Origin of the sequence: Mumia quercus (assembly GCF_025506335.1) — a bacterium.
Lineage (GTDB): Bacteria > Actinomycetota > Actinomycetes > Propionibacteriales > Nocardioidaceae > Mumia > Mumia quercus.
In genome coordinates, this window is record NZ_JANZYO010000004.1 from 372327 (window position 1) to 396985 (window position 24659).

Below are 24659 nucleotides of genomic sequence, written 5' to 3' on the forward strand. Positions count from 1 at the left end.
CCGATGACACGCGCCGAAGTCCGCTCCTCCCGTCCCGCGCACCGCGGCGCCGTACGGGGGCTGCTGGCGACCGCGCTGGTCGCCCTGATGGCGGCGCTGCTGGCGGCGCCCCCGTCCGTCGCGCCCGCCCGCGCCGCGGACGCCGACCGCCTTGCCGTCGCGATCGACGCGTTGTCACCGGCGACGCTGAGCAAGGGTGACACGCTGACGATCAGCGGCCGCGTCACCAACCCGTCGTCCCAGGCATGGAGCCGCCTGCGCGTCCACCTCGTGATGCCGGCCGTACCGCTCGGCGACGCCGCCGCTCTGGACGAGGCACTCGCGAACCCCTCCGCGGAGGTCACCGGGACCCGGTTCACCACGGGTGGCGCCGTGGTGGCTGCCGGTGACCTGGCCCCTGGCGACACGACGACCTTCCAGCTCCAGGTGCCGTTCTCCCAGCTGCGGGTGACGACCGAGGGCGTCTATCCCGTCGGCGTCCACGTGCTGGCCACCGGGCCCGACGGCAACCGCTCGCCGGACGCCGTGGGGCGTGGCTACACGAGCATCCCCTTCGTCGGGAAGAAACCCTCCAAGACCGCGCAGGTGTCGATCGTCTGGCCGTTCATCGCACCGGTGCAGCGCGACGACCGCAACCGCTACGCCGACACCACGGGCCTCGTCCAGTCCGTGTCGCCCGGCGGTCGCCTCAGGCGCCTGCTCGACCTCGCCCGTTCTGACGAGTCGTCGCCGTCCACGGTGCTGCTCGACCCGGCCCTGCTCGACGCGCTGCGTGACATCGCTGCCGACTCCTACGGCCCCAACCGCCAGGGCGGACCCGGGGGCACCGCCACCTTCGTCCCCGAGGGTGAGCCGACGCCGGCGCCTGCCGACCCCGACGAGGCCGACCCCGACGAGGCGCCGACCGAGCCCAGCGATGCGCGCGCACGCGTCGCGACGTTCCTCACCGACCTCGTGGCCTACGCCAAGACCCATCCGGTGTGGGCCGTGCCGTACGGGCGACCCGACGCGTTCGCGATCACCCGACGCAGCGCCGGAGAGGCCGGCGCAACCGTGGTCGAGGCGGCCAAGACGGCGACCGAGGCGACGCTCGCGCAGTTCGGGCTGAGCGCACGGACGGTCCTGTGGCCCCCCAACGGGATCACCAACGCCGGCAGGCTCGCAGGCTCGCGCCAGCTCGGGACCGAGATCGCGGTCCTGTCCCCCGAGGTGCTGCCCGAGTGGACCCCCGCCGACGGGACAGGGCTGCGCGCCGAGGTCCGCGGCGCCCCGATGGACGTCGTGGTCGTCGACCCCGGGCTCCAGGCGGACTCGTCGGCCACGAGCCCGGCGCTCGCCCTGCGCCAGCGCATCGCCTCGCGCGCGGCGCTCGGCCTCACCGGGGGTGGCGCGCGCAGGATCGTGGTGCTCCCGTCGGCCACGTTCGACCCGGGCAACGAGTGGGCTCGCGCCCAGTTCCACGACGTGTTCGACGCCCCCTGGGTACGCCCGGTGACCGCCGACGCCGTCCTCGCGAAGGCGCGCCGCTGGACCGGCCGCATCGCGCTGCCCCCGCGGGCTAACCAGCGCCCGATCACGGCCGAGCAGGTCGAGGCGGCAGCACGGATCGTCGACGGCGGGCGCGTCGTCAGCGAGCTGCTCGGCGACGACGAGGGGCGCGACATCTTCTACGCGCAGAGCGCGTCGCTGGCGGCGTCGCAGGAGTGGCGTGCCGCGCGCACCCGAGGCGTCCAGCACGCCGAGGCGCAGGCGGACGCGGTCGAACGGATCCTCGACCGGGTGAGCGTGTCGGCCTCGTCTTTCGTCACGCTCTCCGGCTCGTCGGGCCGGTTCCCGATCACGATCACCAACAGCCTGTCGACCCCGGTCACGGTCGGCGTCCGGTTCACCGCGGACGACTCGAGCTCACGCATCGCCGACATCGAGCCGCAGCAGATCTCGGCACGACAGAGCGTCACGATCACCGTCTCGGCCGACGTGGGTCAGGCGACGACGACGACGTTCACGGCCGCGCTCGTCACCGTGAGCGGCAGCGAGCTCAGCGAGCCGGCACGCTTCACCGTCCGCTCGAGCGTGGTGGGTCGCGTGATCTGGCTCTTCCTGGGACTCACGCTGCTGCTCGTCGTGTTCGCCGTGGTCCGCCGGGTGATCACGGGCCGCAAGGTCGAGACGCTCCACGACGAGGAAGAAGAGAACGACGACGTGAACGACGAAGCCCGTGCGCGCGAAGCCGTCGAGTCCGGCGAGGCGGGCGCATGAGCAAGCACCGGCTCTCCCGGCGCGAACGCCGTTCGGCCCAGCCCGGCCCCGCCCCCGCGGAGGCGGCGACCGCGGAAGAGGCTCCCTTCCTCGCCACGGAGGCCGACGCGGTCGAGGAGGTGACGCAGACCAGCGAAGCCGTCGCTGAGGCCGAGCGGCGGACGTCGACGGGACTGCTCTCGGCGAGCGTCCTCATGGCGGCCGGCACGATCGTGTCTCGTCTGTCGGGTTTTGTCCGCTCAGCGCTGATCTTCGCGGCCATCGGCAGCAGCCTGAACGCCGACATCTTCACGGGCGCGAACACGATCCCCAACGCGCTCTACATCCTGCTGGCCGGCGGCATCTTCAACGTCGTCCTCGTCCCTCAGCTGGTCCGCGCGATGAAGTACGACGCGGACGGCGGCGAGGCGTACGCGCAACGCATCGTCACGCTGGGACTCCTCGTCCTCGGGATCGCCACCGTCGTCCTGGTCGTGCTCGCACCGCTGCTGGTCAGGCTCGTCTTCGACAGCAGGCTCTTCGACCCCGGCAACGAGGACGCGCTCTCGTCGGCGTACGCGCTGATGCGCTACTGCCTGCCGCAGATCTTCTTCTACGGCGCCTTCGTGCTCGTCGGCCAGATCCTCAACTCGCGCGGTCGGTTCGGGCCGATGATGTGGGCGCCGATCGCCAACAACGTGATCTCGTGCGCCGTCCTCGGCACGTACCTGGTCGTCTACGGCGGCAGCAACGGCTCCGACGGGTTCACCGGCGGTCAGGAGCTGCTCCTCGGCGTCGGTTCGACCGTCGGCATCGCCGTCCAGGCGCTGATCCTCGTGCCGTACCTGAGGGCAGCCGGATTCCGCTACCGCCCGCGGTTCGACTTCCGAGGCGTCGGGCTCGGCCACACGCTCAAGCTCGGCGCGTGGACGCTTGCCTTCATCCTCGTCAACCAGGTGATGTTCGTCGTCATCACCCGCATCGGGACGAGCGCGGGTCTGCTCGCGGTCGCCAACGGCGACCCGGATCCGGCCGGGACGACGGTGTACGCCAGCGCGTTCCTCATCACCCAGGTCCCGCACGGTGTCATCACCGTCTCTCTGGTCACCGCGACCATGCCGTTGATCTCGCGGCTGGCCGCGGAGGGCGACTTCGCCCGGATGCGCGCGGAGATCCGCAACAACATCCGGCTCGTCCTCGCGCTGATCGCCCCGATCGCGGTCGCGGTCTTCGCGTTGTCGGGGCCGCTCGGCACCGTCGTGGCGTCGTGGGGCGCCATGGCGGGCCGGACAGAGACCGTCTCGGTGACGATCGCGGCGTTCGCGCCGGCGATCATCTTCTTCTCGCTGCACTACATGAGCCTGCGCGGGTTCTACGCCCTCGAGGACACCCGGACACCGTTCTTCCTGCAGATCGTCCTGGCCACCGTCAACATCGGCCTGGCGATCACCCTCGCCTCCCAGGTCGAGCCGAACGCGATCTCGTCGGTGCTCGCCCTGGCCTACGGCGCCGCGTACCTCGTCGGCTCGCTGCTGGCGATCACCGTCCTGTCGCGTCGGATCGGCACCGTCGTCGACTGGAGCGCCATCGGGTTCCTGCTGCGCCTGGTCTTCGCGTGCCTGCTGGCGGGCGGGGCGATCCTCGGGTCGGCCGCACTGCTCGCCGGCCCCCTCGGGATCGACGGCGACGGCAAGCTCGACGCCCTGCTGGCCCTCGTCCTGTTCGGCGGACTCGGCGCGGCGACCTATCTCGTCGCCGCCTGGCTGCTGCGGATCGGCGAGGTGACGTCGGTCGTGAAGACGGTTCTGCGTCGTTGAGCGCGCGGTGGTGCCGGCGCCGCCGCGGACCTCGATAGCATGAAGCGTGGACCAGACTGCGGCACTGAGCTCCGGGACCCTGCTCTCGGGTCGCTACCGCCTCGACGACCTGATCAAGGAGTCGGGCGGTGCCGTCACCTGGAAGGCCTACGACACCGTCCTCGACCGTAACGTCGGCATCCAGGCGCTGCGTGCCGACGACCGTCGCGCGACCGCGTTCGTGCTGGCCGCCGGGCGGTCGACCGCAGTCTCCGACCCGCGGTTCCTGCGGGTCCTCGACATCGTCGAGGACGACCACGGGCACACCTACCTCGTACGCGAGTGGGCGCGTGCCGTCTCCCTCGACCACGTCCTCGGTCCGTCCACGCTGACCAACGCGCGCTCGACGACCGTCGCGCTCGAGCTCGCCGACGCGTTCGCGCACGCCCACGACGCGGGCGTCTACCACCGCCACCTGCGGCCGGCGACGGTGCTGCTCAAGGAGAACGGCGGCATCCGCATCATCGGGCTCGCCACGGACCACGCGCTGCGGTCGGCCCACCACGACGTCGACGACGCAGACGTCGGCTACGCCGAGCAGCTCGACGTCGAGGCACTGGGCAAGATCCTGTACGCCTGCCTCACCGGTCGCTACCCCGGTGGCGACGAGCTGCTCGCTCCGGCCCCGCGCGAGCACGGACGCATCCTCCGTCCTCGGCAGGTCAGGGCCGGTGTCTCCCACGACGTCGACACGATCTGCGACCGGATCCTCGGGCGCCCTCCCCGCCACCACCGGCCCCCGCTCCGTACGGCGCGCGACGTCGCCCTCGAGCTGGCGATCACCGGCGAGGAGGAGCCTCTCGACCCGGACGTGACCCCCGGTTCGTCGCCCGACCTCTTCCGGCACGACCCCGTCCGTACGGGCGCGGGCGAGCCGCCCCCGGCCGTCAACCCGCCGAAGCCGCGGCCCGCCGCGCTGGCCCCACCGCCTCCGACGCCGATCGAGCGCGGCATCTCGAAGGTCGTCCGTTCCACGAAGGGTGAGCGTGGTCTGATCTGGATCGCCCTCGCGGTGATCGTCGTCCTCGCGGCGGTGCTCACCTTCATCCTCGGGCGCGTCTCTGCCCCGAGCGACCCGACAACCCGGGCCACGGAGCCTCCGGCGGAGGCGAGCCGCGCGGTCGTCGACCTCGGCATCAAGAGCGTCGAGGCCTTCGATCCCCCGCCGGACGGCGACGGGCAGGAGAGCCCGAATACGGTCGAGTTCGCGACCGACGGCGATCCCTCGACGTCGTGGATCACGATGGAGTACTACCGCCGCAACGACCTCGGCGGGCTCAAGGACGGCGTCGGGCTCCTCCTCGACCTGGGGCGCCCGCGGGACGTGACCGCGATGCAGGTGCTGTTCGGGGCCGCCCCGACCTCGTTCCGCGTGTACGCCGCGCCGGGTCGCAACCAGCCTCCGACCGAGGTCAGCCAGATGGAACGCGTCGGCGGGTACGCCGACGCCCCGACGGGCGCCTCCGTGTCGTTCTCCCAACCCGTGAAGACCCGCTACCTGCTGCTCTGGCTGACACGCCTCCCCGAGCGCGAGAACGACATCTTCCAGGGCGTGGTGTCCGAGGTCACGGTGCGTGGCCTGGAGTGAGCACGTCCGTCGCGGACCCGGAATGCCCCCGGCCTAGGATGCGTTGTGTGGAGTGCGGTCGACGCCGCACGAACAGCAGACCGATAGGCGGAGCATGTCCACTGACGTACGCAACGTGATCATCATCGGGTCGGGCCCCGCGGGCTACACCGCGGCGGTGTACACGGCTCGCGCGAACCTCGCCCCGCTCGTCTTCGAGGGGTCCGTCACCGCTGGTGGCGCCCTGATGAACACGACCGACGTCGAGAACTTCCCCGGTTTCCCCGAGGGCATCGAGGGTCCCGCGCTCATGGACAACATGCGCCAGCAGGCCGAGCGCTTCGGCGCGGAGCTGGTCGCCGACGACGTCGTCGAGGTGGACCTGACGGGTGACGTGAAGATCGTCCGTACGGCTACCGGCGAGCACCACGCCCGCACGGTGATCCTCGCGATGGGTTCCGGCTACCGCAAGCTCGGCATCGACGGCGAGGACCGGCTCTCCGGTCGCGGCGTCAGCTGGTGCGCGACCTGTGACGGCTTCTTCTTCCGCAAGCAGGAGATCATCGTCGTCGGTGGCGGCGACTCCGCCGTCGAGGAGGCGACCTTCCTCACCCGCTTCGCGGACAAGGTCACGCTGGTCCACCGCCGTGACGAGCTGCGCGCCAGCAAGATCATGCAGGAGCGCGCCTTCAAGAACGACAAGATCGAGTTCGCCTGGAACTCTGCCGTCAAGGAGATCCGAGGCGAGCTGTCGCTCGAGGGCGTCGTCCTCGAGGACACGGTGACCGGCGAGGAGCGCTTCGTCCCGGCGACCGGACTGTTCATCGCGATCGGCCACGATCCCCGCTCGGAGCTGCTGACCGGCCAGGTCGAGCTCGACGCCGAGGGCTACGTGCTCGTCCAGCCAGGATCGACGCGGACGAACGTCCCCGGCGTCTTCGCCTCCGGCGACCTCGTCGACCACACGTACCGGCAGGCGATCACGGCGGCCGGGACCGGCTGCTCCGCTGCTCTCGACGCCGAGCGCTACATCGCCGATCTTGAGCACGCGGCGCTCGCGACCGCGTGAGACACGCCCCCGGGAATCGACTCGATCCTGGGGGCGTTCCACCCCACACACGTATCGACCCGCCGTCCGACAACCCGAAGGGAAGCAACCGTGGGAAACATCCAGGCCGTCACCGACGCCGAGTTCCCGACCACCGTGCTGGGCTCCGAGAAGCCCGTGCTCGTCGACTTCTGGGCGGAGTGGTGCGGTCCGTGCCGCCAGGTCTCCCCGATCCTCGAGGAGATCGCCGCTGAGCACGGCGACAAGATCACGATCGTCAAGATGAACGTCGACGAGAACCCGCAGACGCCTGCGTCGTACCGCGTGACGTCCATCCCCACGCTGAACGTCTACCAGAACGGCGAGATCGTCCAGTCGATCGTCGGCGCCAAGCCCAAGAGCGTCCTGCTCAAGGAGCTCGACGCGTTCGTCGGCTGAGCCGGCACCCCTCGTCGGCTCGACCGACGACCTCGCAGAAGCCGAAGGGCCCGACACCATCCATACCGGTGTCGGGCCCTTCGGCTTTGTCCTCGATCCTGCGATTCAGCGGTTAAACGATTTGTCGACAAATTGATTTGTCGCTATGTCCATCGTCTAGGCGGAGCGGTCTTCGTCCTCGGCTGCCTGCTGCTTCGCCGGATCCATCAAGGTCACGATGCGCTCGAGGTCGTCGATCGAGGCGAACTCGACGGTGATCTTGCCCTTGGTCTTCCCCAGGTCGACCTTCACCCTGGTGTCGAAGCGATCGGCGAGACGGTCAGCAAGGTCGGTCAGGCGAGGGGCGACGATTCGGCGGGGGCGCTGACGACGCTCCGGCTTCTCCGCCAGGTCGTCACCCATCGCGACGATCTCCTCGAGCGCACGGACGGACAGGCCTTCGGCCACCACACGCTGAGCGAGCTGGTCCTGACGCGCGCTGTCGACGACCGAGACCAGGGCGCGCGCGTGCCCCGCGCTCAGCACGCCCGCGGCCACGCGACGCTGGACCGCCGGCGTCAGGCGGAGCAGACGAAGCGTGTTGCTGATCTGCGGCCGCGAACGCCCGATGCGGGTCGCGAGCTCGTCGTGGGTGCAACCGAAGTCGTCAAGGAGCTGTTGGTATGCCGCCGCCTCTTCGAGCGGGTTCAGCTGCGACCGGTGCAGGTTTTCGAGGAGGGCGTCCCGAAGGAGGTCCTCGTCTGAGGTGTCGCGGACGATCGACGGGATCGTCTCGAGGCCTGCCTCCTTGGAGGCGCGCCACCGGCGTTCGCCCATGACGAGCTCGTAGGCATCCTTGCCCACGGTGCGTACGACGATCGGCTGGAGCAGCCCCACCTCGCGAATGGAGTGGACCAGCTCGGCCATCGCCTCCTCGTCGAAGACCTCGCGCGGCTGGCGTGGGTTCGGGGAGACCTGGCCTACGGGGATCTCGGCGAACCGTGCTCCCTCGACGGGCCGGAGTCCGTCGTCGGTGGCGGAGGTCGTGGGCTCCGTCGTCACGCCTCCCGCGTTCGCCTGTGCTGCGGGCTGCACTGCGGGCTGCGCCGGTGCCTCCTTGCCCTCGCTCCCCTGCTCGACCTTCGCGGTTTCACGTGAAACCTCCGCGGGCGCGGTGGGGATCAAGGCACCCAGACCGCGGCCGAGTCCACGACGCTGGCTCATGACTGACTCTCCGTCTCCTTCATCGTCGCCGCTTCGGCGATCTCACGTGCTGCCTCGAGGTAGGACAACGAGCCCGGCGAGCTGGCGTCGTAGGTGATGACGGTCTGCTGGTAGCTCGGCGCCTCCGAGATGCGCACCGACCGCGGGATCGCCGTCTTGAGCACCCGGTCGGAGAAGTACGACCGGACCTCGTCCGCGACCCCCGCGCTCAGGCGCGTCCGGGCGTCGTACATCGTCAGGAGGATCGTGCTCAGGTTCAACGACGGGTTGAGCTGGTCCTGGACCATGTCCACGGTCTTGATGAGCTGCGACAGACCCTCGAGCGCGTAGTACTCGCACTGGATCGGGATCATCACCTCGCGCGCTGCGGCGAGCGCGTTCACCGTGAGCAGTCCCAACGACGGCGGGCAGTCGACGAACACGTAGTCGTAAGGCCGATCCGCCTGGGCGTTCCGCTCCAGGAACTCGTCAAGGGCCCGGCGTAGACGCGTCTCACGAGCCACCATCGGCACCAGCTCGATCTCCGCGCCCGCGAGCGCGATGGAGGCCGGCAGTACGTCGAGGTTCTCCACGTCCGGGCAAGGCTGGACCAGCTCGTCGATCTTCTGACCGTCGACGAGGACCTCGTAGACGCCCGGCGTGTCAGCGCTGTGCTCGACGTTGAGTGCCGTGGAGGCGTTGCCCTGCGGATCCAGATCGATCACCAGCACCCGCAGGCCGTGCGTCGCCATTGCCGCGGCGATGTTGACGGTGGTCGTCGTCTTGCCCACCCCGCCCTTCTGGTTCGCCACGATCATCACGCGGGTGCTCGCCGGACGCGGCATCGGCTCGGCCGACTCCACGTTCTGCTGACGCTGGAGGGAGTCGGCCACCTCGCGCGCGAGTGGCGTGTCGGCGAGGACGTCTCCGGAGTGCGCGAGGTCGGAAGCACGCGGAACTGTCGGGGGTACGAAGGGCTCGCTCACGCAGCCATCTCCTCAGGGGTCTTTGTTTCACGTGAAACCGGCGGTCGCTGCCACCCGACCGGTGTCTTCACGACATCCTCGGGGAGCGGATCCGTCTTGGGGGAAAGCCACGGATAGCCAAGACCGTGGGCAATGTGGAGGACTGGCATTCAACCCGCCTTGTCGATGATGACGATGGTCGTAGGCGTCTCGACGACTCCCTCACCGTACGACGCCACGCGTGGGTTTGTCCCACCCGCCGCGCGGATAGCGGCGAGTGACTCAGCAATCTCCTCTTCAGCGGACGATCCTTTGATCGCCCACATCTGTCCGCCGCTGCGCACCAGCGGCAGCGACCACCGGGCGAGCTTGCCGAGGGAGGCCACCGCGCGCGAGGTCACGACGTCGTACTCCCCTGCAACCTCCTCCGCACGGCCTCTCGCGACCTCCACGTTGGACAGTCCGAGCTGGTCGACCGCCTCCGACAGGAACGTGGTGCGGCGGAGCAAGGGTTCGATGAGGGTCAGACGGACGTCCGGCCGCGCGATCGCCCAGACCAAGCCCGGCAGACCCGCGCCGCTTCCCACATCTGCGACCGAGATGCCGGTCGGCAGGCCAGCTGCGGGGAGAGCGCAGTTGATGAGGTGACGCGTCCAGATCCGCGGGACCTCGCGCGGGCCGATCAGCCCTCGGACCACCCCTTCTGTCGCCAGAAGATCTGCATACCGCCGAGCCACATCGAGGCGGCCGCCGAAGATGGCGGCCGCCTCGGGTGGGGGCGATGTTTCACGTGAAACATCCATCAGCAGGGATCAGTCAGGAAGGATGACGACGCGGCGGTGAGGCTCCTGGCCCTCGGACTCGCTCGTGAGCCCGGCCGCCGCGACAGCGTCGTGAACGACCTTGCGCTCGAACGGCGACATCGGGTCGAGGCGAAGCTCTTCGCCAGACTCGCGGACCTTCGCGATGCTCTCCTCAGCGAGCCGGGTGAGGACGTCCCGCCGGCGTGCACGGAAGCCGTCGACGTCCAGCATCAAGCGGCTGCGCTCACCAGTCTCGCGGTAGACAGCGAGACGAGTGAGCTCTTGGAGCGCCTCGAGGACCTCACCGTCGCGGCCGACCAGCATCCCCAGGTCGCCACCGACGAGAGACACCGCGGCGCGGTTGCCCTCGACGTCCATGTCCAGGTCGCCGTCGAGGTCGGCGATGTCGAGGAGCTCCTCGAGGAAGTCCGCGGCGATGTCACCCTCGTTCTCGAGGCGCTCGATGCGCTTGCTGCGCGAGGCCGCGCTCTCGTTGCTCGTCTCCGCCTCACTCAGGGCGTCGACAGTCGCGTCGCCGTCCGGGTCCGAGGCCGGGGCGTTCGTGTCGTGTGACGTCTCAGTCACCGCTTCCACCTCCCTCTCCGGACGCGGAGTCCGAGGAGTTGTCGTTCGTCGATGAGTCAGGGCCTGCGGACTGGTTCTGCTGCCCGCGGGGAGCGGAACCCTTCTTGCGCTGCTCCCGCGTCTGCTTCTTCGGCTGCTGGCGGCGAGGAGTGGGCGTGGGGGTCTCGGTGACCTCGGGCGCCGGCTCCTCCTTCAGCTTGCCGCGCTTCTTGTCACGCTCGCGCTTCGCCTCGAACGCCGGGGTTCCCGGTGCCGGGTTGTTGCGGATGACGTAGAACTGCTGCCCCATGGTCCACGCGTTCGACGTCGTCCAGTACAGCAGGACGCCGACGGGGAACGCGATACCGCCGATGGCGAAGACGAACGGGAGCACGTAGAGGAGGAGCTTCTGCTGCTGCGCGTACGGGCCGGACAGGGCGTCCTTCGGCATGTTCTTCATCATCAGCTGGCGCTGCGTGAGGAACGTCGTGGCCGTCATCAAGATGACGAGGATCGCCGTCACGACCTTGACGTGCATGTTGTCGTCGGTGAACCGGCTCGCGATCTGGACGCCGAGGAAGGTGGCGTTCTGGATCGACTCCGCCTGCGCGTCGGTGAGCACGCCGTACGCGTTGCCCCGGGCGGCGTGATCGATCACCCGGAAGAGCGCGAAGAAGATCGGCATCTGCAAGATCAGCGGCAGGCACGACGCGAACGGGTTGGTGTTCGCCTCGCGGAACAGCTTCATCTGCTCCTGGGCCATGCGCTCGCGGTCGTGCCCGTACTTCTTCTGGAGCTCGCGGATCTTGGGCTGCAGCAGCTGCATGTTGCGGCTGGCTTTGATCTGCTTGACGAAGAGCGGGATGAGCAGCATCCGGATCGTGATCGTCAGACCGATGATCGAGAGCGCCCACGTCCAGCCGGAGTCAGGGTCGAGCCCCAGCTTGGTGAACACCCAGTGCCACGCCACCATGATCGCCGAGACCACGTAGTACAGCGGCTGCATGATGGTGTCGAAGAAGTTGCCGATCGCGTCGAACATCAAACCCCTCGCGGTGGAGTCGGGGAGGATCCGCCTGCTGCGGATCGGGGGGGAACGGGGTCGTAGCCGCCGGCGGCCCACGGGTGGCACCGGCCGATACGTCGTACTGCCATCCAGCTTCCTCGGAGCGCTCCGTGCTCCTCGACCGCGCCGAGCGCGTAGGCCGAGCACGAGGGGTAGTAGCGGCACACCTGCCCGTACAACGGGCTGATCGCAAACCGGTACGCCTTCAGGAGGGCGATGAGGAGGAACTTCATGTCAGGAAGGAGTCCTCGTCTGACTCAGACGCTCGAGGACCAGGTCGAGATCGTGCCCGAGCTCGACACTCGAACGCCGTGCCGCGGGCGGGAGCGCGCGCAGCACGACGTCGGATCCACCAGGCAGCGCGCTCAGACGTGAGGCCATCAAGGCCCGCAGGCGCCGCTTGACCGTGTTGCGCGTGACGGCGTTCCCGACCTGCTTGCCCACGACGAACGCCACCCGAGTCGCGTCTTCCGACGAACGGGCCCTCAAACGACCATGGGCGAGGACGGTGCGGGATCCCGCACGGCGTCCCCGCCTGATGGTGGTCCGGATGTCGTCGCTCGTGCGCAGGCGATGGGCTGCGCTCAGCACCGCACGGCCAGCACGGCTCAGGCCGACAGGCGTGCGCGGCCCTTGCGACGACGATCGCCGAGGATCGCGCGGCCGGCGCGGGTGCGCATACGCAGGCGGAAGCCGTGCTTGCGGGCGCGGCGGCGGTTGTTCGGCTGGAAGGTGCGCTTCGTCACGGGAGTGCTCCCCATCGTGTCTCGGACCGCAAAGGATCACGGTCATCGGGTACTGGGCGGTCTCTGGCTCGACGGCCACCGCCCGCCTGCGTACGCGCGCGAAAGCGGCCCGTACGTAGGCATGCGGCAGGTGTCGAGAACCCTCGACCTCTCAACGGTACGTGGTCGCTCCTCAGGTGGTCAAACCGGCCTTACACCCGTGACGCCTCACACGTCCAGAGCCCACGCCGCGAGCCCCAGGTTGCGGACGGCTCCGAGGCCTGTGGACAATCGGTTGCCGCTGACCATTTGTACTGTTAGCGTCCCCGGGATACCACGATATCCACAGGCCGAGCCCGTCGTGCGCGAGGTCGCACGATCACTGATATCGCGGGGATCTCGTCACGGGGAGCGGTAAGTCCACAGATTGTGGATAACGATGTGGACGTGCCTTCCGCACAGGGAGCCGGAGATTGGGGCCAACATGAGCGACGACCAGCCGATGCCTTCCTCGGAGGTGATCGACAGCGCAACGCTCCACCGGCGGTGGAACGCCATCACCGAGATCCTCCCGGTCACCACCCGAGCGTGGGTGACGAGCTCCGTGCCGATCACGCTGCACGAGAGCACCCTCCTCGTGGGGGTGCCGAACGACTTCACGCGGACGCAGATGGAGGTCCGCCTCCGGCCCCAGCTCGAGCAGGCGCTCTCGGACTCCTTCGGCCGGCCGATCCGCATCGCCGTGACGGTCGACCCGAACGTCCTGCCTGCGTCGAGCCAGGAACCGCAGGCCCAGGAAGACATCGATTTGTCGACAAATCGAGAAGTGGCTCAGTCGACGAACGACTCTGCGTCTCTCCCCTCGGAGCCCGCTGATCCCGCGACCACCGCCGCCTACCAGGACGACAGCGCGCCCGTGAGCTTCGACGCGTCGCCTGCGTTCGTGCCCACCACGAGCCGCGCCCGGCCGCCGCACCACGTCCGCGCCGCCGAGACCCGCCTCAACCCGCGCTACCACTTCGAGAACTTCGTCATCGGCTCGTCCAACCGGTTCGCGCACGCCGCGGCCGTCGCCGTGGCCGAGGCGCCGGGTCGCGCGTACAACCCGCTGATGATCTACGGCGAGTCAGGCCTCGGCAAGACGCACCTCTTGCACGCGATCGGTCACTACGTGCGCAGCCTGTACGCCAACGCGCGGGTGCGCTACGTGAGCACCGAGGAGTTCACGAACGACTTCATCAACGCGATCCGCGACGACCGGATGCCGGCCCTGCAGCGGCGCTACCGTGACACCGACGTCCTGCTCATCGACGACATCCAGTTCCTCGAGGGCAAGATCCAGACGCAAGAAGAGTTCTTCCACACCTTCAACACGCTCCACGGCTCCAACAAGCAGATCGTCATCACCTCCGACCGGCCACCGCGCGGGCTCGAGTCCCTCGAGGACAGGCTTCGTAGCCGGTTCGAGTGGGGACTGACGACCGACGTCCAGCCGCCCGACCTCGAGACACGGATCGCGATCCTCAGCAAGAAGGCCGAGATCGAGAAGCTCACCGTGCCGCCCGAGGTCCTCGAGTTCATCGCCAGCCGGATCCAGACCAACATCCGCGAGCTCGAGGGTGCGCTCATCCGCGCCACCGCCTTCGCCAGCCTCAACCACCAGGCGGTCGACCTCCCGCTCGCCGAGATCGTCCTGAAGGACCTCATCCCCGAGGGCGGGGAGCCGGAGATCACGGCCGGCCTGATCATCGCCCAGACCGCGTCCTACCTCGAGTACTCCATCGAGGAGATCTGCGGCGCCAGCCGCTCGCGAGGTCTGGTGCAGGCCCGCCAGATCGCGATGTACCTCTGCCGCGAGCTCACCGAGCTCTCGCTCCCCAAGATCGGGCAGCACTTCGGCGGCCGCGACCACACCACCGTGATGCACGCCGACCGCAAGATCCGGACCCTCATGGCGGAGCGGCGCACGGTCTACAACCACGTCACGGAGCTCACCAACAGGATCAAGCAGCAGGCCCGTCAGGTCGGCTGAACACGCTCCGAGGGGCGGTACGACATCCGTCGTACCGCCCCTTTCTTGTGATTCCTGACTACCCACATCTGGGGAAACCCCTGGGGATAACAGCCCCAGTTCATCCACAGGACCCCGTGAGCTTCGTGCACGACCGGTGGAGGAAGTGGCGTTCCTCCACTGCCCCGCACAGACCACAAGGGCTCCATCCACACCGCGTGAACATGGTGATTTGCGCTCTGACCTGCAACAACCAAAGTTGTCCACCGAATCAACAGCCCCTACTACTGAGGTGAGAACTACAAGATCCACTCGTTCGTCCGAAGTCGTCCACAGGCCAAACCTGGGGACGACGAATGACAACCTCCCTGACTGGTCGCTCCGGCCGAAGCCGTGGCAGGATTCCAGGAAACATGTCATTCACCGGCCCCAGTCGTGGCCGGCCCCACCCGTCCGGAGGCACATCGCTGTGAAGTTCCGCATCGACCGCGACGCCTTGGCCGACGCAGTCGCCTGGACGGCCCGGAGCCTGCCGACGCGTCCGACCGTCCCCGTGCTCGCCGGCCTCATGGTCGAGAGCACCGACGGCGGCATCGCCCTGTCGGGCTTCGACTACGAGACCTCGGCGCGTTCGACCGTCGACGCCGACGTCGCCGACGAGGGTCGCGCGCTCGTCTCGGGCAGGCTCCTCGCCGACATCTGCAAGTCCCTCCCGTCTCGGCCCGTCGACGTCTCCGTCGACGGCACCAAGGTGTCGCTGGTGTGCGGCAGCAGCCGGTTCAGCCTCCAGACCATGCCCGTCGAGGACTACCCGCAGCTCCCGGCGATGCCGACCGCCTCAGGGACGGTGAGCTCGGACGCCTTCGCGACCGCGGTCGCCCAGGCGGTCGCCGCGGCCGGCCGCGACGACGTGCTGCAGCTCCTCACCGGCGTCCGCATCGAGCTCGACGGCTCCACCATCTCGCTCCTCGCCACGGACCGCTTCCGGGCGAGCCTGCGCGAGCTCTCGTGGTTCCCCGAGAACCCCGACACGTCGGCGACGGCCGTGGTGCCTGCGCGCTCGCTCTCGGAGATCGCGAAGTCGTTCACGTCCGGCGGCGAGCTCACCATGGCGATCGCCACCGGCGACCAGGGCCCCGGCCTCATCGGCTTCGAGGGATCCACGAGCAGCGGCACCCGGCGTACGACGACCCGCATGCTCGAGGGCGAGTTCCCGAAGGTCCGGCAGCTGTTCGCCGCCAACGCGCAGACCGTGGCGTTCGTCGGCCGCCAGGAGCTGATCGACGCGGTCCGCCGCGTCTCGCTGGTCGCCGAGCGCAACACGCCGGTGCGGCTGACGTTCTCCGACGGCCAGGTGCTCCTCGAGTCGGGCAGCGGTGACGACGCTCAGGCACAGGAGACCCTGCAGGCCCAGGTCGAGGGCGACGAGATCGTCGTGGGGTTCAACCCGACGTTCCTCCTCGAAGGCCTCCAGGTCATGACCGACCCGGTCGTCCACCTGTCCTTCACGCAGGCGAGCCGGCCCGCGACCCTGGCAGGGGTGCAGGAGCTCGGCGGCGAGCCCGACACGTCGTTCCGCTACCTCATCATGCCGATGCGCCTCCCGGGCTGACCCGGGTTCACGCCTGCTCCCGTTCCTGCCCCCACGACTCCAAGGAGTGCCATGGACATCGGACTGATCGGCCTCGGCAAGATGGGCGGCAACATGCGCGAGCGCCTGCGTCGCGCCGGCATCAACGTCGTCGGCTACGACCGCAACCCCGAGCTCGCCGACGTCTCGTCGCTCGGGGCCCTGGTCGAGGCGCTCCCCGTGCCCCGCGTGGTGTGGGTCATGGTGCCCGCCGGTGCGCCGACGCACGAGACGGTCGCCCAGCTGCGCGACCTGCTGTCGCCGGGCGACGTCGTGGTCGACGGCGGCAACTCGCGGTGGACCGACGACCTCCGGCACGCCGGCGAGCTGGCGGAGAAGGGCATCGGCTTCGTCGACTGCGGTGTCAGCGGCGGAGTCTGGGGCCTCGAGGAGGGGTACGCCTTGATGGTTGGCGGCGCCCCCGACGACATCGCCAAGGTGACGCCCGCGTTCGACGCGCTGCGTCCCGGTCCCGACAGCGGCTACGTCCGTGCCGGTGGCGTGGGCGCAGGGCACTTCTCCAAGATGGTCCACAACGGCATCGAGTACGCGATGATGCAGGCCTACGCCGAGGGCTACGAGCTCCTCGACAAGGTCGACCTCGTCGACGACGTGACCGAGGTGTTCGCGTCGTGGCGCGAGGGGACGGTCGTCCGCTCGTGGCTCCTCGACCTCATGGTCAAGGCGCTCCAGGAGGACCCGGGTCTGTCGCGCATCCGCGGCTACGCCGAGGACTCCGGCGAGGGCCGGTGGACGGTCGAGGCGGCGATCGACAACGCGGTCCCGGTCCCGGCGATCTCCGCGTCGCTGTTCGCCCGGTTCGTCTCGCGCCAGGAGGACTCCCCGGCGATGAAGGCGATCGCGGCGATGCGCAACCAGTTCGGCGGCCACGCGGTGAAGCCGGAGTAGCCGCAGGCGTGCACGTCACCCATCTCTCCCTGCACGACTTCCGTTCGTACGCTGAGCTCGAGCTCGACCTCGAGCCCGGCGCGTCCGCGTTCATCGGGGCCAACGGGCAGGGCAAGACCAACCTCGTCGAGGCGATCGACTACCTCGCTACCCTCGGCTCGCACCGCGTCGCCAGCGACGCACCGCTGGTCAGGATCGGCGCCGAGCGGGCCGTCGTGCGCGCCAACGTCGTACGCGACGACCGCTCCGCGCTGCTCGAGATCGAGATCACGCCGGGGCGCTCCAACCGCGCACGGGTGAACCGCGGTCCCCTCCCCCGGCCCCGCGACCTCCTCGGATGGCTCCGGTCGGTGGTGTTCTCGCCCGAGGACCTCACGCTGGTCAAGGGCGATCCGAGCGACCGCCGTCACTTCCTCGACGCTCTCCTCGTCCTGCGGTCGCCGCGGTTCGCCGGGGTCCGTGCGGACTACGAGCGGGCGTTGCGGCAGCGCAACTCGTTGCTCAAGACGGCACGGCACGCCGGACGCGGAGCGAACCTCGACACGCTCGGGGTGTGGGACGGCCAGCTCGCGGCGTTCGGCGGCGAGCTGCTCGCGGCCCGGCTGGCGCTCCTCGACGCGCTCGGCCCGTACCTCGCCGAGGCGTACCGCGCGGTCGCGGCGTCCGCGGCCGCCGAGCGCACGGAGGCCGCGGCCACGTACAAGCCGTCCTTCACGCTCCCCGACAGCCGCGACCGTGAGGTGCTGCGGGAGGCGATGGTCGAAGAGATGAGCCGCCGGCGACGCGACGAGCTCGAGCGAGGGATCAGCCTCGTCGGTCCGCACCGCGACGACGTCGTCCTGTCGCTCGGGGCGATGCCGGCCAAAGGGTACGCGAGCCACGGCGAGTCGTGGTCCTTCGCGCTCGCGTTGCGCCTCGCGTCGTACGACCTCTTGCGCGCCGACGGCGACGACCCGATCCTGATCCTCGACGACGTCTTCGCCGAGCTCGACCGCGACCGTCGCACGCACCTGGCCGAGCGGGTCGCCGACGCGGAGCAGGTCTTGGTGACCGCTGCGGTCGCCGAGGACGTCCCCGAAGGACTCCGGGGGCGGCGCTACGACGTGGCGGCAGGCGAGGTCGTGTGGGAGAAGGAGAGTGCCGATGGCTGACGACCCCGAACAGCCGGCCGACCCGCCCACGCCCGAGCAGGAGCACCAGAGCGACGGGCTCGAGCTCGCCCGGAGCATCGCGCGTGCGTACCGCTCGGTCGGGCCCGCCGCCGCTCCCCGGTCGAAGAAGTCGCGCCCGCGCCGTCGCCGCCCGACCGTTCCCGGGGCGAGCGGTGCGCACCCGGACGACCGTGACCCCCAGACCCTCGAGGCGACGCTCGACCGTCTGGTCACCGAGCACGGGTGGGACACCGAGGTGGCCGTGCACGGGCTGTTCGGGCGGTGGGCCGAGATCGTCGGCGCGGAGATCGCTGAGCACTGCCGACCTGACCGTTACGCCGACGGCCAGCTCTGGGTGCGGGCCGACTCCACGGCGTGGGCGACACAGCTGCGGATGCTCGCCCCCAACGTCGTCGGCAAGCTCAACGAGCGCCTCGGCGACGGGACGGTCACGCGGATCAACGTGCGCGGCCCGCAGGGCCCGAGCTGGGCGAAGGGCTCGCTGCGCGTCAAGGGCCGCGGACCCCGCGACACGTACGGGTGAGGGCGCCTCAGCGCGCGAAGACCGACGAGATCCGGTCGAAGACCGTCACGACGAGCGCGACGGCGAGGCCGATGATGACCATGACGACCGCGGCCGGGCCGACGCCGTCCCACCCGCCGTACGGGCGGACGCCGACGAGGACGAGGAAGACGCCGCCCGCCGCGCCGCCGAGCAGGGACCAGCCCAGGGAGCCCATGAAGCTCCCGGTCGGCGGGCCCGCGCGACGCAGCGCGAGGACGAACACCGCACCTGCGCCCCAGAGCAGCCCCACGGCGAGCGCAGCGACCACGTCTGACGGGCGGTGCCAGCCAGCCACGACAGTGGAGACGCCGGTGAGGACGACCGCGGCCGAGCCCAGCAGGCAGCCGAGCCCTCGCAGCGCGGCAGGAGCGACGAGGAGGGCGGCGATCACCAGCGAGATCGCGGCGGTGGTGTGACCGCTGGGGAGGCTGTTGACGTGCCAGCCGTACCCGTGGTCCGGACGGTCGAGGATGACCCGCTTGAGCAGCTGGGTGGTGACGTTCGCGCCCAGGACCACGATCACCGCGGCAACGGCGGCGGCGAACCGCTGCCGGAGCGCCGCCATCGCCAGCAGCACGATCATGGTCAGGCCCATCGTCCCGATCGAGAGGTAGCCGAGGGCGGACAGGAGCTGGTCGAGCGTGTCCCGCCGCGCGTACACCGCCTCCATCGCCTGCTGGTCGAGCCGTTGCCCGCGCGGGTTGTCGAGGAGGTACGACACCATGAGCACCAGCGCGCCGAAGGAGACCACGAAGAGGCCGAAGGCGGACGCGAGGGTCCGTCCGCGGTAGTGCTTCTGTCCCGCGGACGGTGCGCGAGCGACCGTCGGAGATGCCATGCCCCCAACCTTGCCTCATCGCGCAACGAGGTTCGACACCGTCTCCGGAGGTCGGGCGCACGCAGGCCCCGTACAGGCGTTCGAGGGGGGTCGCCGCCCATACGGGGCATCATCGATGGGGTCCCGATCCCTCACAGAGGGCACCTGAGGCCTCTCAGAGGGGTCGCAGCGTCCCCGCGGCCCGCTCGCGGACGCGCTCTGGCTCGTCTGACGCGCTCTGCCGGGTACACTGGACCGGTTGTGTCCCGTCTGTTCTCGCCACCCGGCGACCACGCAGGTCGGGACGCCTGCGAGTTCGCGACCTGAGTTCTCGAGACGATGGAGGCCACCCACCTGTGAGCGAGTCGATCCCCACTCCACAGACCCGCCCGACAGACTCCTCGGCGTCGTACGACGCCGGAGACATCCAGGTTCTCGAAGGCCTCGATGCCGTCCGCAAGCGCCCCGGCATGTACATCGGCTCCACCGGGGAGCGCGGACTCCACCACCTGGTCTACGAGGTCGTCGACAACTCCGTCGACGAGGCGCTCGCCGGCTTCTGCGACACCATCGAGGTCACGCTCCTCGCCGACGGTGGCATCAAGGTCGTCGACAACGGTCGAGGCATCCCGGTCAAGGACCACCCCGTCGAGAAGATCCCGACGTTGACGCTGGTCCTCACCTCTCTCCACGCGGGCGGCAAGTTCGGCGGCGGTGGCTACAAGGTGTCCGGCGGTCTGCACGGCGTCGGCGTCTCGGTGGTCAACGCGCTCTCGACCAAGCTGTACGCCGAGGTCCGCCGCGAGGGCTTCGTCTGGCGGCAGTCGTTCACGTACGGTGTGCCCGACGGCCCGCTCGAGCAGGGTGAGGAGACCGACGAGACCGGGACGACGATCACGTTCTACGCCAGCGACGAGATCTTCGAGACGACGACCTACTCGTTCGAGACGCTGGCGACGCGCTTCCGCGAGATGGCGTTCCTGAACAAGGGCCTCCAGATCAACGTGCGCGACGAGCGCGAGTCGGCCGGTGACGTCGCCGAGGCCCTCCAGAGCGCGGAGGCGGCCCACGACATCTCGGCTGCCGACAGTGCGACCGGCGGCAAGGACGAGGGGGCGATGGAGCGCCGCTTCAAGTACGAGAACGGCCTCATCGACTACGTCCACCACATCAACACGGGCAACCGGGCCCCGCTCAACCGCGAGGTCATCGCGTTCGAGTCCGAGAACCCGGACGCCGGTCTCAGCCTCGAGCTGGCGATGCAGTGGAACGTGTCCTTCTCCGAGTCGGTCCACACGTTCGCCAACACCATCAACACCCACGAGGGCGGCACGCACGAGGAGGGGTTCCGGTCGGCGCTGACGTACACGGTCAACAAGTTCGCCGAGGACCAGGGCCTCATCAAGAAGAAGGAAGACCGGCTCTCCGGCGACGACATCCGTGAGGGGCTCACCGCGATCATCTCGGTGAAGCTCTCCGAGCCGCAGTTCGAGGGCCAGACCAAGACGAAGCTCGGCAACACCGAGGCGCGGTCGTACGTCCAGACCGTCACCAACGACCACCTCGGTGCGTGGTTCGAGCAGAACCCTGCCGAGGGCAAGCTGATCGTCCGCAAGAGCATCGACGCCGCCGCCGCACGGATGGCAGCGCGCAAGGCGCGCGACCTCGCCCGCAACCGCAAGAGCCTCCTGGGCGGCGCGGGCCTGCCGGGCAAGCTCGCCGACTGCTCTTCGCGCAACCCGGAGGAGTGCGAGCTCTTCATCGTCGAGGGCAACTCCGCCGGTGGCTCCGCCAAGGGCGGTCGCGACCCGCGGATCCAGGCGATCCTCCCGCTGCGCGGCAAGATCCTCAACGTCGAGAAGGCGCGGATCGACAAGATCCTCCAGAACGCCGAGGTCCAGGCGATCATCTCCGCCCTCGGCACCGGTGTCACCGACGACTTCGACATCGACAAGCTGCGCTACCACAAGATCGTCCTGATGGCCGACGCCGACGTCGACGGTCAGCACATCTCGACGCTCCTCCTCACCCTGCTCTTCCGCTTCATGAAGCCGCTCATCGACGGTGGCTACGTCTATCTCGCGCAGCCGCCGCTGTTCAAGATCAAGTGGAGCAACGCGCCGGCCGAGCTCGCGTACTCCGACCGTGAGCGCGACGTGCTGCTCGAGGCCGGCAAGGAGGCCGGTCGACGCCTGCCCAAGGAGGCGCCGGTGCAGCGCTACAAGGGTCTCGGTGAGATGAACGACCACGAGCTGTGGGAGACCACGATGGATCCGGCGCAGCGCATCCTGCGCCAGGTCACCCTCGACGACGCGGCCAACGCTGACGAGATCTTCACCGTGCTGATGGGCGAGGACGTCGAGCAGCGGCGCGCGTTCATCCAGCGCAACGCCAAGGACGTCCGTTTCCTGGACATCTGACGGACGGCACCCGTTGTTTCACGTGAATCCACCGACTGACCCGTACGAAGGAATCCTTTCGTGACCGAGACCCCCACTCCACCGGAGCGGATCGAGCGCGTCGAGCTGCAGACCGAGATGCAGCGGTCGTACATCGACTACGCGATGAGCGTCATCGTCGCGCGCGCCCTGCCCGATGTGCGCGACGGCCTCAAGCCGGTCCACCGCCGCGTCCTGTACGCGATGTACGACGGTGGCTACCGGCCCGACCGCGGCTACAGCAAGTGCTCCCGCGTCGTCGGTGACGTGATGGGTCAGTACCACCCGCACGGTGACACGGCGATCTACGACACCCTCGTACGTCTCGCCCAGACCTGGGTGCTGCGCTACCCGATGGTCGACGGCCAGGGCAACTTCGGCTCGCCCGGCAACGACGACGCCGCCGCGATGCGGTACACCGAGTGCCGGATGGCGCCGATCGCGATGGAGATGGTCCGCGACATCGAAGAGGAGACCGTCGACTTCACGCCGAACTACGACGGTCGTTCGCTCGAGCCGACGGTGCTGCCGGCGCGCATCCCGAACCTCCTCGTCAACGGCTCGGCCGGCATCGCGGTCGGGATGGCGACGAACATCCCGCCGCACAACCTCCGCGAGGTCGCCGACGGCGCCATCTGGTCGCTGGAGCACCCTGACGCCTCCCGCGAGGAGCTGCTCGAGGCGCTCATGGAGCGGATCAAGGGTCCCGACTTCCCCACCCACGGGCTGATCGTGGGGACGAAGGGGATCGAGGACGTCTACCGCACCGGCCGCGGCTCGGTCACGATGCGCGCGGTCGTCGAGATCGAGGAAGACAGCAAGGGGCGGATCCAGCTCGTCGTCAAGGAGCTCCCGTACCAGGTCAACCCGGACAACCTTCTCCAGAAGATCGCCGATCTGGTCAACTCCGGCCGCGTCCAGGGCATCTCCGACGTGCGCGACGAGTCCAGCTCGCGCGTGGGACGTCGCCTCGTGGTCGAGCTCAAGCGCGACGCCATCGCACGGGTCGTCCTCAACAACCTCTACAAGCACACCGAGCTCCAGACCAACTTCTCGGCCAACATGCTCGCCCTCGTCGACGAGGTGCCGCGCACCCTCACGCTCGACCAGTTCGTGAGCAACTGGGTCGAGCACCAGGTCGAGGTCATCAGGCGCCGGACCGAGTACCGGCTCCGCAAGGCCGAGGAGCGCGCGCACATCCTGCGCGGGCTCGTCAAGGCGCTGGACATGCTGGACGAGGTCATCGCCCTCATCCGAAGGAGCCAGACCGTCGAGGAGGCCCGCGACGGCCTGATCGGGCTGCTCGAGATCGACGAGATCCAGGCCCGCGCCATCCTCGAGATGCAGCTGCGGCGCCTGGCGGCCCTCGAGCGCCAGAAGATCATCGACGAGCTCGCCGAGATCGAGGCCGAGATCGCCGACTACAAGGACATCCTCGCCAACGTCACGCGCCAGCGCAGGATCGTCGCCGAGGAGCTCACTGCGATCGTCGACAAGTTCGGTGACGACCGTCGTACGCGCATCATCCCCGCCGACGGCGACCTGTCGATGGAGGACCTGATCCCCGACGAGGACGTGGTCGTGACGATCACCCGCGGCGGGTACGTCAAGCGCACCAAGACCGACCTCTACCGCGTCCAGCGTCGAGGCGGCAAGGGCGTGCGAGGGGCCACCCTGCGCGGGGACGACGTGGTGGACCACCTCTTCTCCACGACGACCCACCAGTGGATCCTCTTCTTCACCACCGCCGGCCGGGTCTACCGCGAGAAGGCCTACAACCTTCCCGAGGCGGGGCGTGACGCGAAGGGCGGGCACGTGGCCGGACTGCTGCAGTTCCAGCCCGACGAGCAGATCGCGCAGGTGCTGGCGATCCGCGACTACTACCAGTCGCCCTACCTCGTGCTGGCGACGAAGCACGGCCTGGTCAAGAAGACGCGGCTCGCCGACTACAACAGCCCTCGGCAGGCGGGTGTCATCGCGATCAACTTCCGCGATCCCGACGACGAGCTCGTGGGCGCGGAGCTGGTCAGCCCCGACGACGACCTCGTGCTGTTCTCCCGCCGTGCGCAGTCGATCCGCTTCACCGCGGACGACGAGACCCTGCGGCCGATGGGGCGGGCGACCTCGGGCGTCACCGGCATGAAGTTCCGCGACGCCGACGAGCTCCTCTCGATGTCGGTGATCCGCAGCGACGCCGACGAGGAAGACCAGTTCGTCTTCACCGCCACCAACGGTGGCTACGCCAAGAAGACCGCGGTCGCTCAGTACCGTGTGCAGGGTCGCGGGGGCCTCGGCATCAAGGCGATGAAGCTCCAGGACGAGCGCGGGACGCTGGTCGGGGCGCTCGTGGTCGACGACGACGACGAGATCATCGCGATCAAGGCCAGCGGCCAGGTCACCCGGTCCCGAGTCGCTGACGTGACTCAGACCGGACGTGACACCATGGGCGTGAAGTTCGTCGGTGTGAGGGGGGACGACGAAGTGGTCGCCCTTGCGCGCAACGAGGAGAACTCCACACTGTTGGATACAGTCGACGAGTCCGACGCCGAGGAGACGGTCGAGGCAACGGCGCCTGAGACCACACCCCCCGACGCCCAGGAGGAAGAATGACGGACCGCAAGCCGAACCCCGCGGCTCCGCAGCGGCCGAGGCAGAGTGCGCCCGACACAAGTGCCGTCAACGGCGG

21 protein-coding genes are annotated in these 24659 nt (G+C 69.2%); 12 read left to right on the plus strand and 9 right to left on the minus strand.

Features of this window, described 5'->3' with window-relative positions; all coding sequences use genetic code 11:
* Positions 1 to 3: 3 nt before the first annotated feature.
* The 5 genes from NYZ95_RS11150 to trxA all read left to right on the plus strand — a co-directional run bounded on the left by NYZ95_RS11150 (position 4) and on the right by trxA (position 7147).
* Positions 4 to 2259 (plus strand): DUF6049 family protein, encoded by a 2256-nt coding sequence (locus NYZ95_RS11150; RefSeq protein ID WP_262851347.1) that lies wholly within the window; start codon positions 4 to 6, stop codon positions 2257 to 2259.
* Positions 2256 to 4055 (plus strand): murein biosynthesis integral membrane protein MurJ, encoded by a 1800-nt coding sequence (gene murJ / locus NYZ95_RS11155; RefSeq protein WP_262851348.1) that lies wholly within the window; start codon positions 2256 to 2258, stop codon positions 4053 to 4055. Before NYZ95_RS11150 ends, murJ begins: the two co-directional genes overlap by 4 nt.
* A 46-nt stretch (positions 4056 to 4101) precedes the next feature.
* The gene (locus NYZ95_RS11160) at positions 4102 to 5682 is read left to right on the plus strand and encodes a protein kinase family protein (RefSeq protein ID WP_262851349.1); all 1581 of its coding nucleotides are present in this window, start codon (positions 4102 to 4104) and stop codon (positions 5680 to 5682) included.
* Positions 5683 to 5776: 94 nt separating this feature from the next.
* On the plus strand, positions 5777 to 6730 hold the full coding sequence (gene trxB, locus NYZ95_RS11165; RefSeq protein WP_262851350.1) for a thioredoxin-disulfide reductase: 954 nt from the start codon (positions 5777 to 5779) through the stop codon (positions 6728 to 6730).
* Between the two features lie 90 nt (positions 6731 to 6820).
* Positions 6821 to 7147, plus strand: coding sequence for a thioredoxin (gene trxA / locus NYZ95_RS11170; protein ID WP_308212234.1), 327 nt, complete (start codon positions 6821 to 6823; stop codon positions 7145 to 7147).
* Positions 7148 to 7303: 156 nt separating this feature from the next.
* Here the strand turns inward: trxA and NYZ95_RS11175 are convergent, their stop codons facing one another.
* From NYZ95_RS11175 to rpmH, 8 genes are all read right to left on the minus strand, one after another.
* Positions 7304 to 8350: a ParB/RepB/Spo0J family partition protein gene (locus NYZ95_RS11175; protein WP_262851351.1), complete on the minus strand. Its 1047-nt coding sequence runs from the start codon at positions 8348 to 8350 to the stop codon at positions 7304 to 7306.
* Positions 8347 to 9315: a ParA family protein gene (locus NYZ95_RS11180; RefSeq protein ID WP_308212235.1), complete on the minus strand. Its 969-nt coding sequence runs from the start codon at positions 9313 to 9315 to the stop codon at positions 8347 to 8349. Before NYZ95_RS11180 ends, NYZ95_RS11175 begins: the two co-directional genes overlap by 4 nt.
* A gap of 149 nt (positions 9316 to 9464) precedes the next feature.
* A complete protein-coding gene (rsmG, locus tag NYZ95_RS11185) occupies positions 9465 to 10097 on the minus strand; it encodes a 16S rRNA (guanine(527)-N(7))-methyltransferase RsmG (RefSeq protein ID WP_262851352.1) in 633 nt (210 codons plus the stop codon).
* 9 nt (positions 10098 to 10106) lie between these two features.
* On the minus strand, positions 10107 to 10682 hold the full coding sequence (locus NYZ95_RS11190) for a Jag family protein (RefSeq protein ID WP_443677478.1): 576 nt from the start codon (positions 10680 to 10682) through the stop codon (positions 10107 to 10109).
* Positions 10675 to 11703, minus strand: coding sequence for a membrane protein insertase YidC (gene yidC, locus NYZ95_RS11195; protein ID WP_262851353.1), 1029 nt, complete (start codon positions 11701 to 11703; stop codon positions 10675 to 10677). Before yidC ends, NYZ95_RS11190 begins: the two co-directional genes overlap by 8 nt.
* The gene (yidD, locus tag NYZ95_RS11200) at positions 11703 to 11960 is read right to left on the minus strand and encodes a membrane protein insertion efficiency factor YidD (protein ID WP_262851354.1); all 258 of its coding nucleotides are present in this window, start codon (positions 11958 to 11960) and stop codon (positions 11703 to 11705) included. Before yidD ends, yidC begins: the two co-directional genes overlap by 1 nt.
* A 1-nt stretch (position 11961) precedes the next feature.
* Positions 11962 to 12318, minus strand: coding sequence for a ribonuclease P protein component (rnpA, locus tag NYZ95_RS11205; RefSeq protein ID WP_262851355.1), 357 nt, complete (start codon positions 12316 to 12318; stop codon positions 11962 to 11964).
* A gap of 17 nt (positions 12319 to 12335) precedes the next feature.
* Positions 12336 to 12473, minus strand: coding sequence for a 50S ribosomal protein L34 (gene rpmH / locus NYZ95_RS11210; RefSeq protein WP_182397207.1), 138 nt, complete (start codon positions 12471 to 12473; stop codon positions 12336 to 12338).
* 463 nt (positions 12474 to 12936) lie between these two features.
* Here rpmH and dnaA point away from each other — a divergent pair, with 463 nt between their 5' ends.
* The 5 genes from dnaA (at position 12937) to NYZ95_RS11235 (ending at position 18697) form a co-directional block, all read left to right on the plus strand.
* Positions 12937 to 14484 (plus strand): chromosomal replication initiator protein DnaA, encoded by a 1548-nt coding sequence (gene dnaA / locus NYZ95_RS11215; protein WP_262851356.1) that lies wholly within the window; start codon positions 12937 to 12939, stop codon positions 14482 to 14484.
* 448 nt (positions 14485 to 14932) lie between these two features.
* Positions 14933 to 16075, plus strand: a complete 1143-nt coding sequence (dnaN, locus tag NYZ95_RS11220; protein WP_262851357.1) for a DNA polymerase III subunit beta — start codon at positions 14933 to 14935, stop codon at positions 16073 to 16075.
* Between the two features lie 51 nt (positions 16076 to 16126).
* Complete coding sequence (gene gnd, locus NYZ95_RS11225; protein ID WP_262851358.1) at positions 16127 to 17002, plus strand: phosphogluconate dehydrogenase (NAD(+)-dependent, decarboxylating); 876 nt, start codon at positions 16127 to 16129, stop codon at positions 17000 to 17002.
* 8 nt (positions 17003 to 17010) lie between these two features.
* Positions 17011 to 18153: a DNA replication/repair protein RecF gene (recF, locus tag NYZ95_RS11230; protein ID WP_262851359.1), complete on the plus strand. Its 1143-nt coding sequence runs from the start codon at positions 17011 to 17013 to the stop codon at positions 18151 to 18153.
* Positions 18146 to 18697: a DciA family protein gene (locus NYZ95_RS11235; RefSeq protein WP_262851360.1), complete on the plus strand. Its 552-nt coding sequence runs from the start codon at positions 18146 to 18148 to the stop codon at positions 18695 to 18697. Before recF ends, NYZ95_RS11235 begins: the two co-directional genes overlap by 8 nt.
* A 7-nt stretch (positions 18698 to 18704) precedes the next feature.
* Here NYZ95_RS11235 and NYZ95_RS11240 read toward each other — a convergent pair whose 3' ends face one another.
* A complete protein-coding gene (locus tag NYZ95_RS11240; RefSeq protein ID WP_262851361.1) occupies positions 18705 to 19556 on the minus strand; it encodes a phosphatase PAP2 family protein in 852 nt (283 codons plus the stop codon).
* A 335-nt stretch (positions 19557 to 19891) separates the two neighbouring features.
* On the opposite strand from NYZ95_RS11240, the gene gyrB reads away from it, so the two are divergent.
* Both gyrB and gyrA read left to right on the plus strand, forming a co-directional pair.
* Complete coding sequence (gene gyrB / locus NYZ95_RS11245; protein ID WP_308212236.1) at positions 19892 to 21955, plus strand: DNA topoisomerase (ATP-hydrolyzing) subunit B; 2064 nt, start codon at positions 19892 to 19894, stop codon at positions 21953 to 21955.
* Positions 21956 to 22072: 117 nt separating this feature from the next.
* Entirely contained in the window at positions 22073 to 24583 is a 2511-nt protein-coding gene (gyrA, locus tag NYZ95_RS11250) for a DNA gyrase subunit A (protein WP_372500471.1), read from the plus strand.
* Positions 24584 to 24659: the final 76 nt, after the last annotated feature.

Coding starts and splice junctions, on each gene's coding strand:
- gnd (WP_262851358.1), top strand. CDS start 16,127: ATGGACATCGGACTGATCGGCCTCGGCAAGATGGGCGGCAACATGCGC.
- yidD (WP_262851354.1), bottom strand. CDS start 11,960: ATGAAGTTCCTCCTCATCGCCCTCCTGAAGGCGTACCGGTTTGCGATC.
- dnaA (WP_262851356.1), top strand. CDS start 12,937: ATGAGCGACGACCAGCCGATGCCTTCCTCGGAGGTGATCGACAGCGCA.
- NYZ95_RS11240 (WP_262851361.1), bottom strand. CDS start 19,556: ATGGCATCTCCGACGGTCGCTCGCGCACCGTCCGCGGGACAGAAGCAC.
- rsmG (WP_262851352.1), bottom strand. CDS start 10,097: ATGGATGTTTCACGTGAAACATCGCCCCCACCCGAGGCGGCCGCCATC.
- gyrA (WP_372500471.1), top strand. CDS start 22,073: ATGCAGCGGTCGTACATCGACTACGCGATGAGCGTCATCGTCGCGCGC.
- NYZ95_RS11175 (WP_262851351.1), bottom strand. CDS start 8,350: ATGAGCCAGCGTCGTGGACTCGGCCGCGGTCTGGGTGCCTTGATCCCC.
- trxB (WP_262851350.1), top strand. CDS start 5,777: ATGTCCACTGACGTACGCAACGTGATCATCATCGGGTCGGGCCCCGCG.
- yidC (WP_262851353.1), bottom strand. CDS start 11,703: ATGTTCGACGCGATCGGCAACTTCTTCGACACCATCATGCAGCCGCTG.
- NYZ95_RS11235 (WP_262851360.1), top strand. CDS start 18,146: ATGGCTGACGACCCCGAACAGCCGGCCGACCCGCCCACGCCCGAGCAG.
- NYZ95_RS11150 (WP_262851347.1), top strand. CDS start 4: ATGACACGCGCCGAAGTCCGCTCCTCCCGTCCCGCGCACCGCGGCGCC.
- murJ (WP_262851348.1), top strand. CDS start 2,256: ATGAGCAAGCACCGGCTCTCCCGGCGCGAACGCCGTTCGGCCCAGCCC.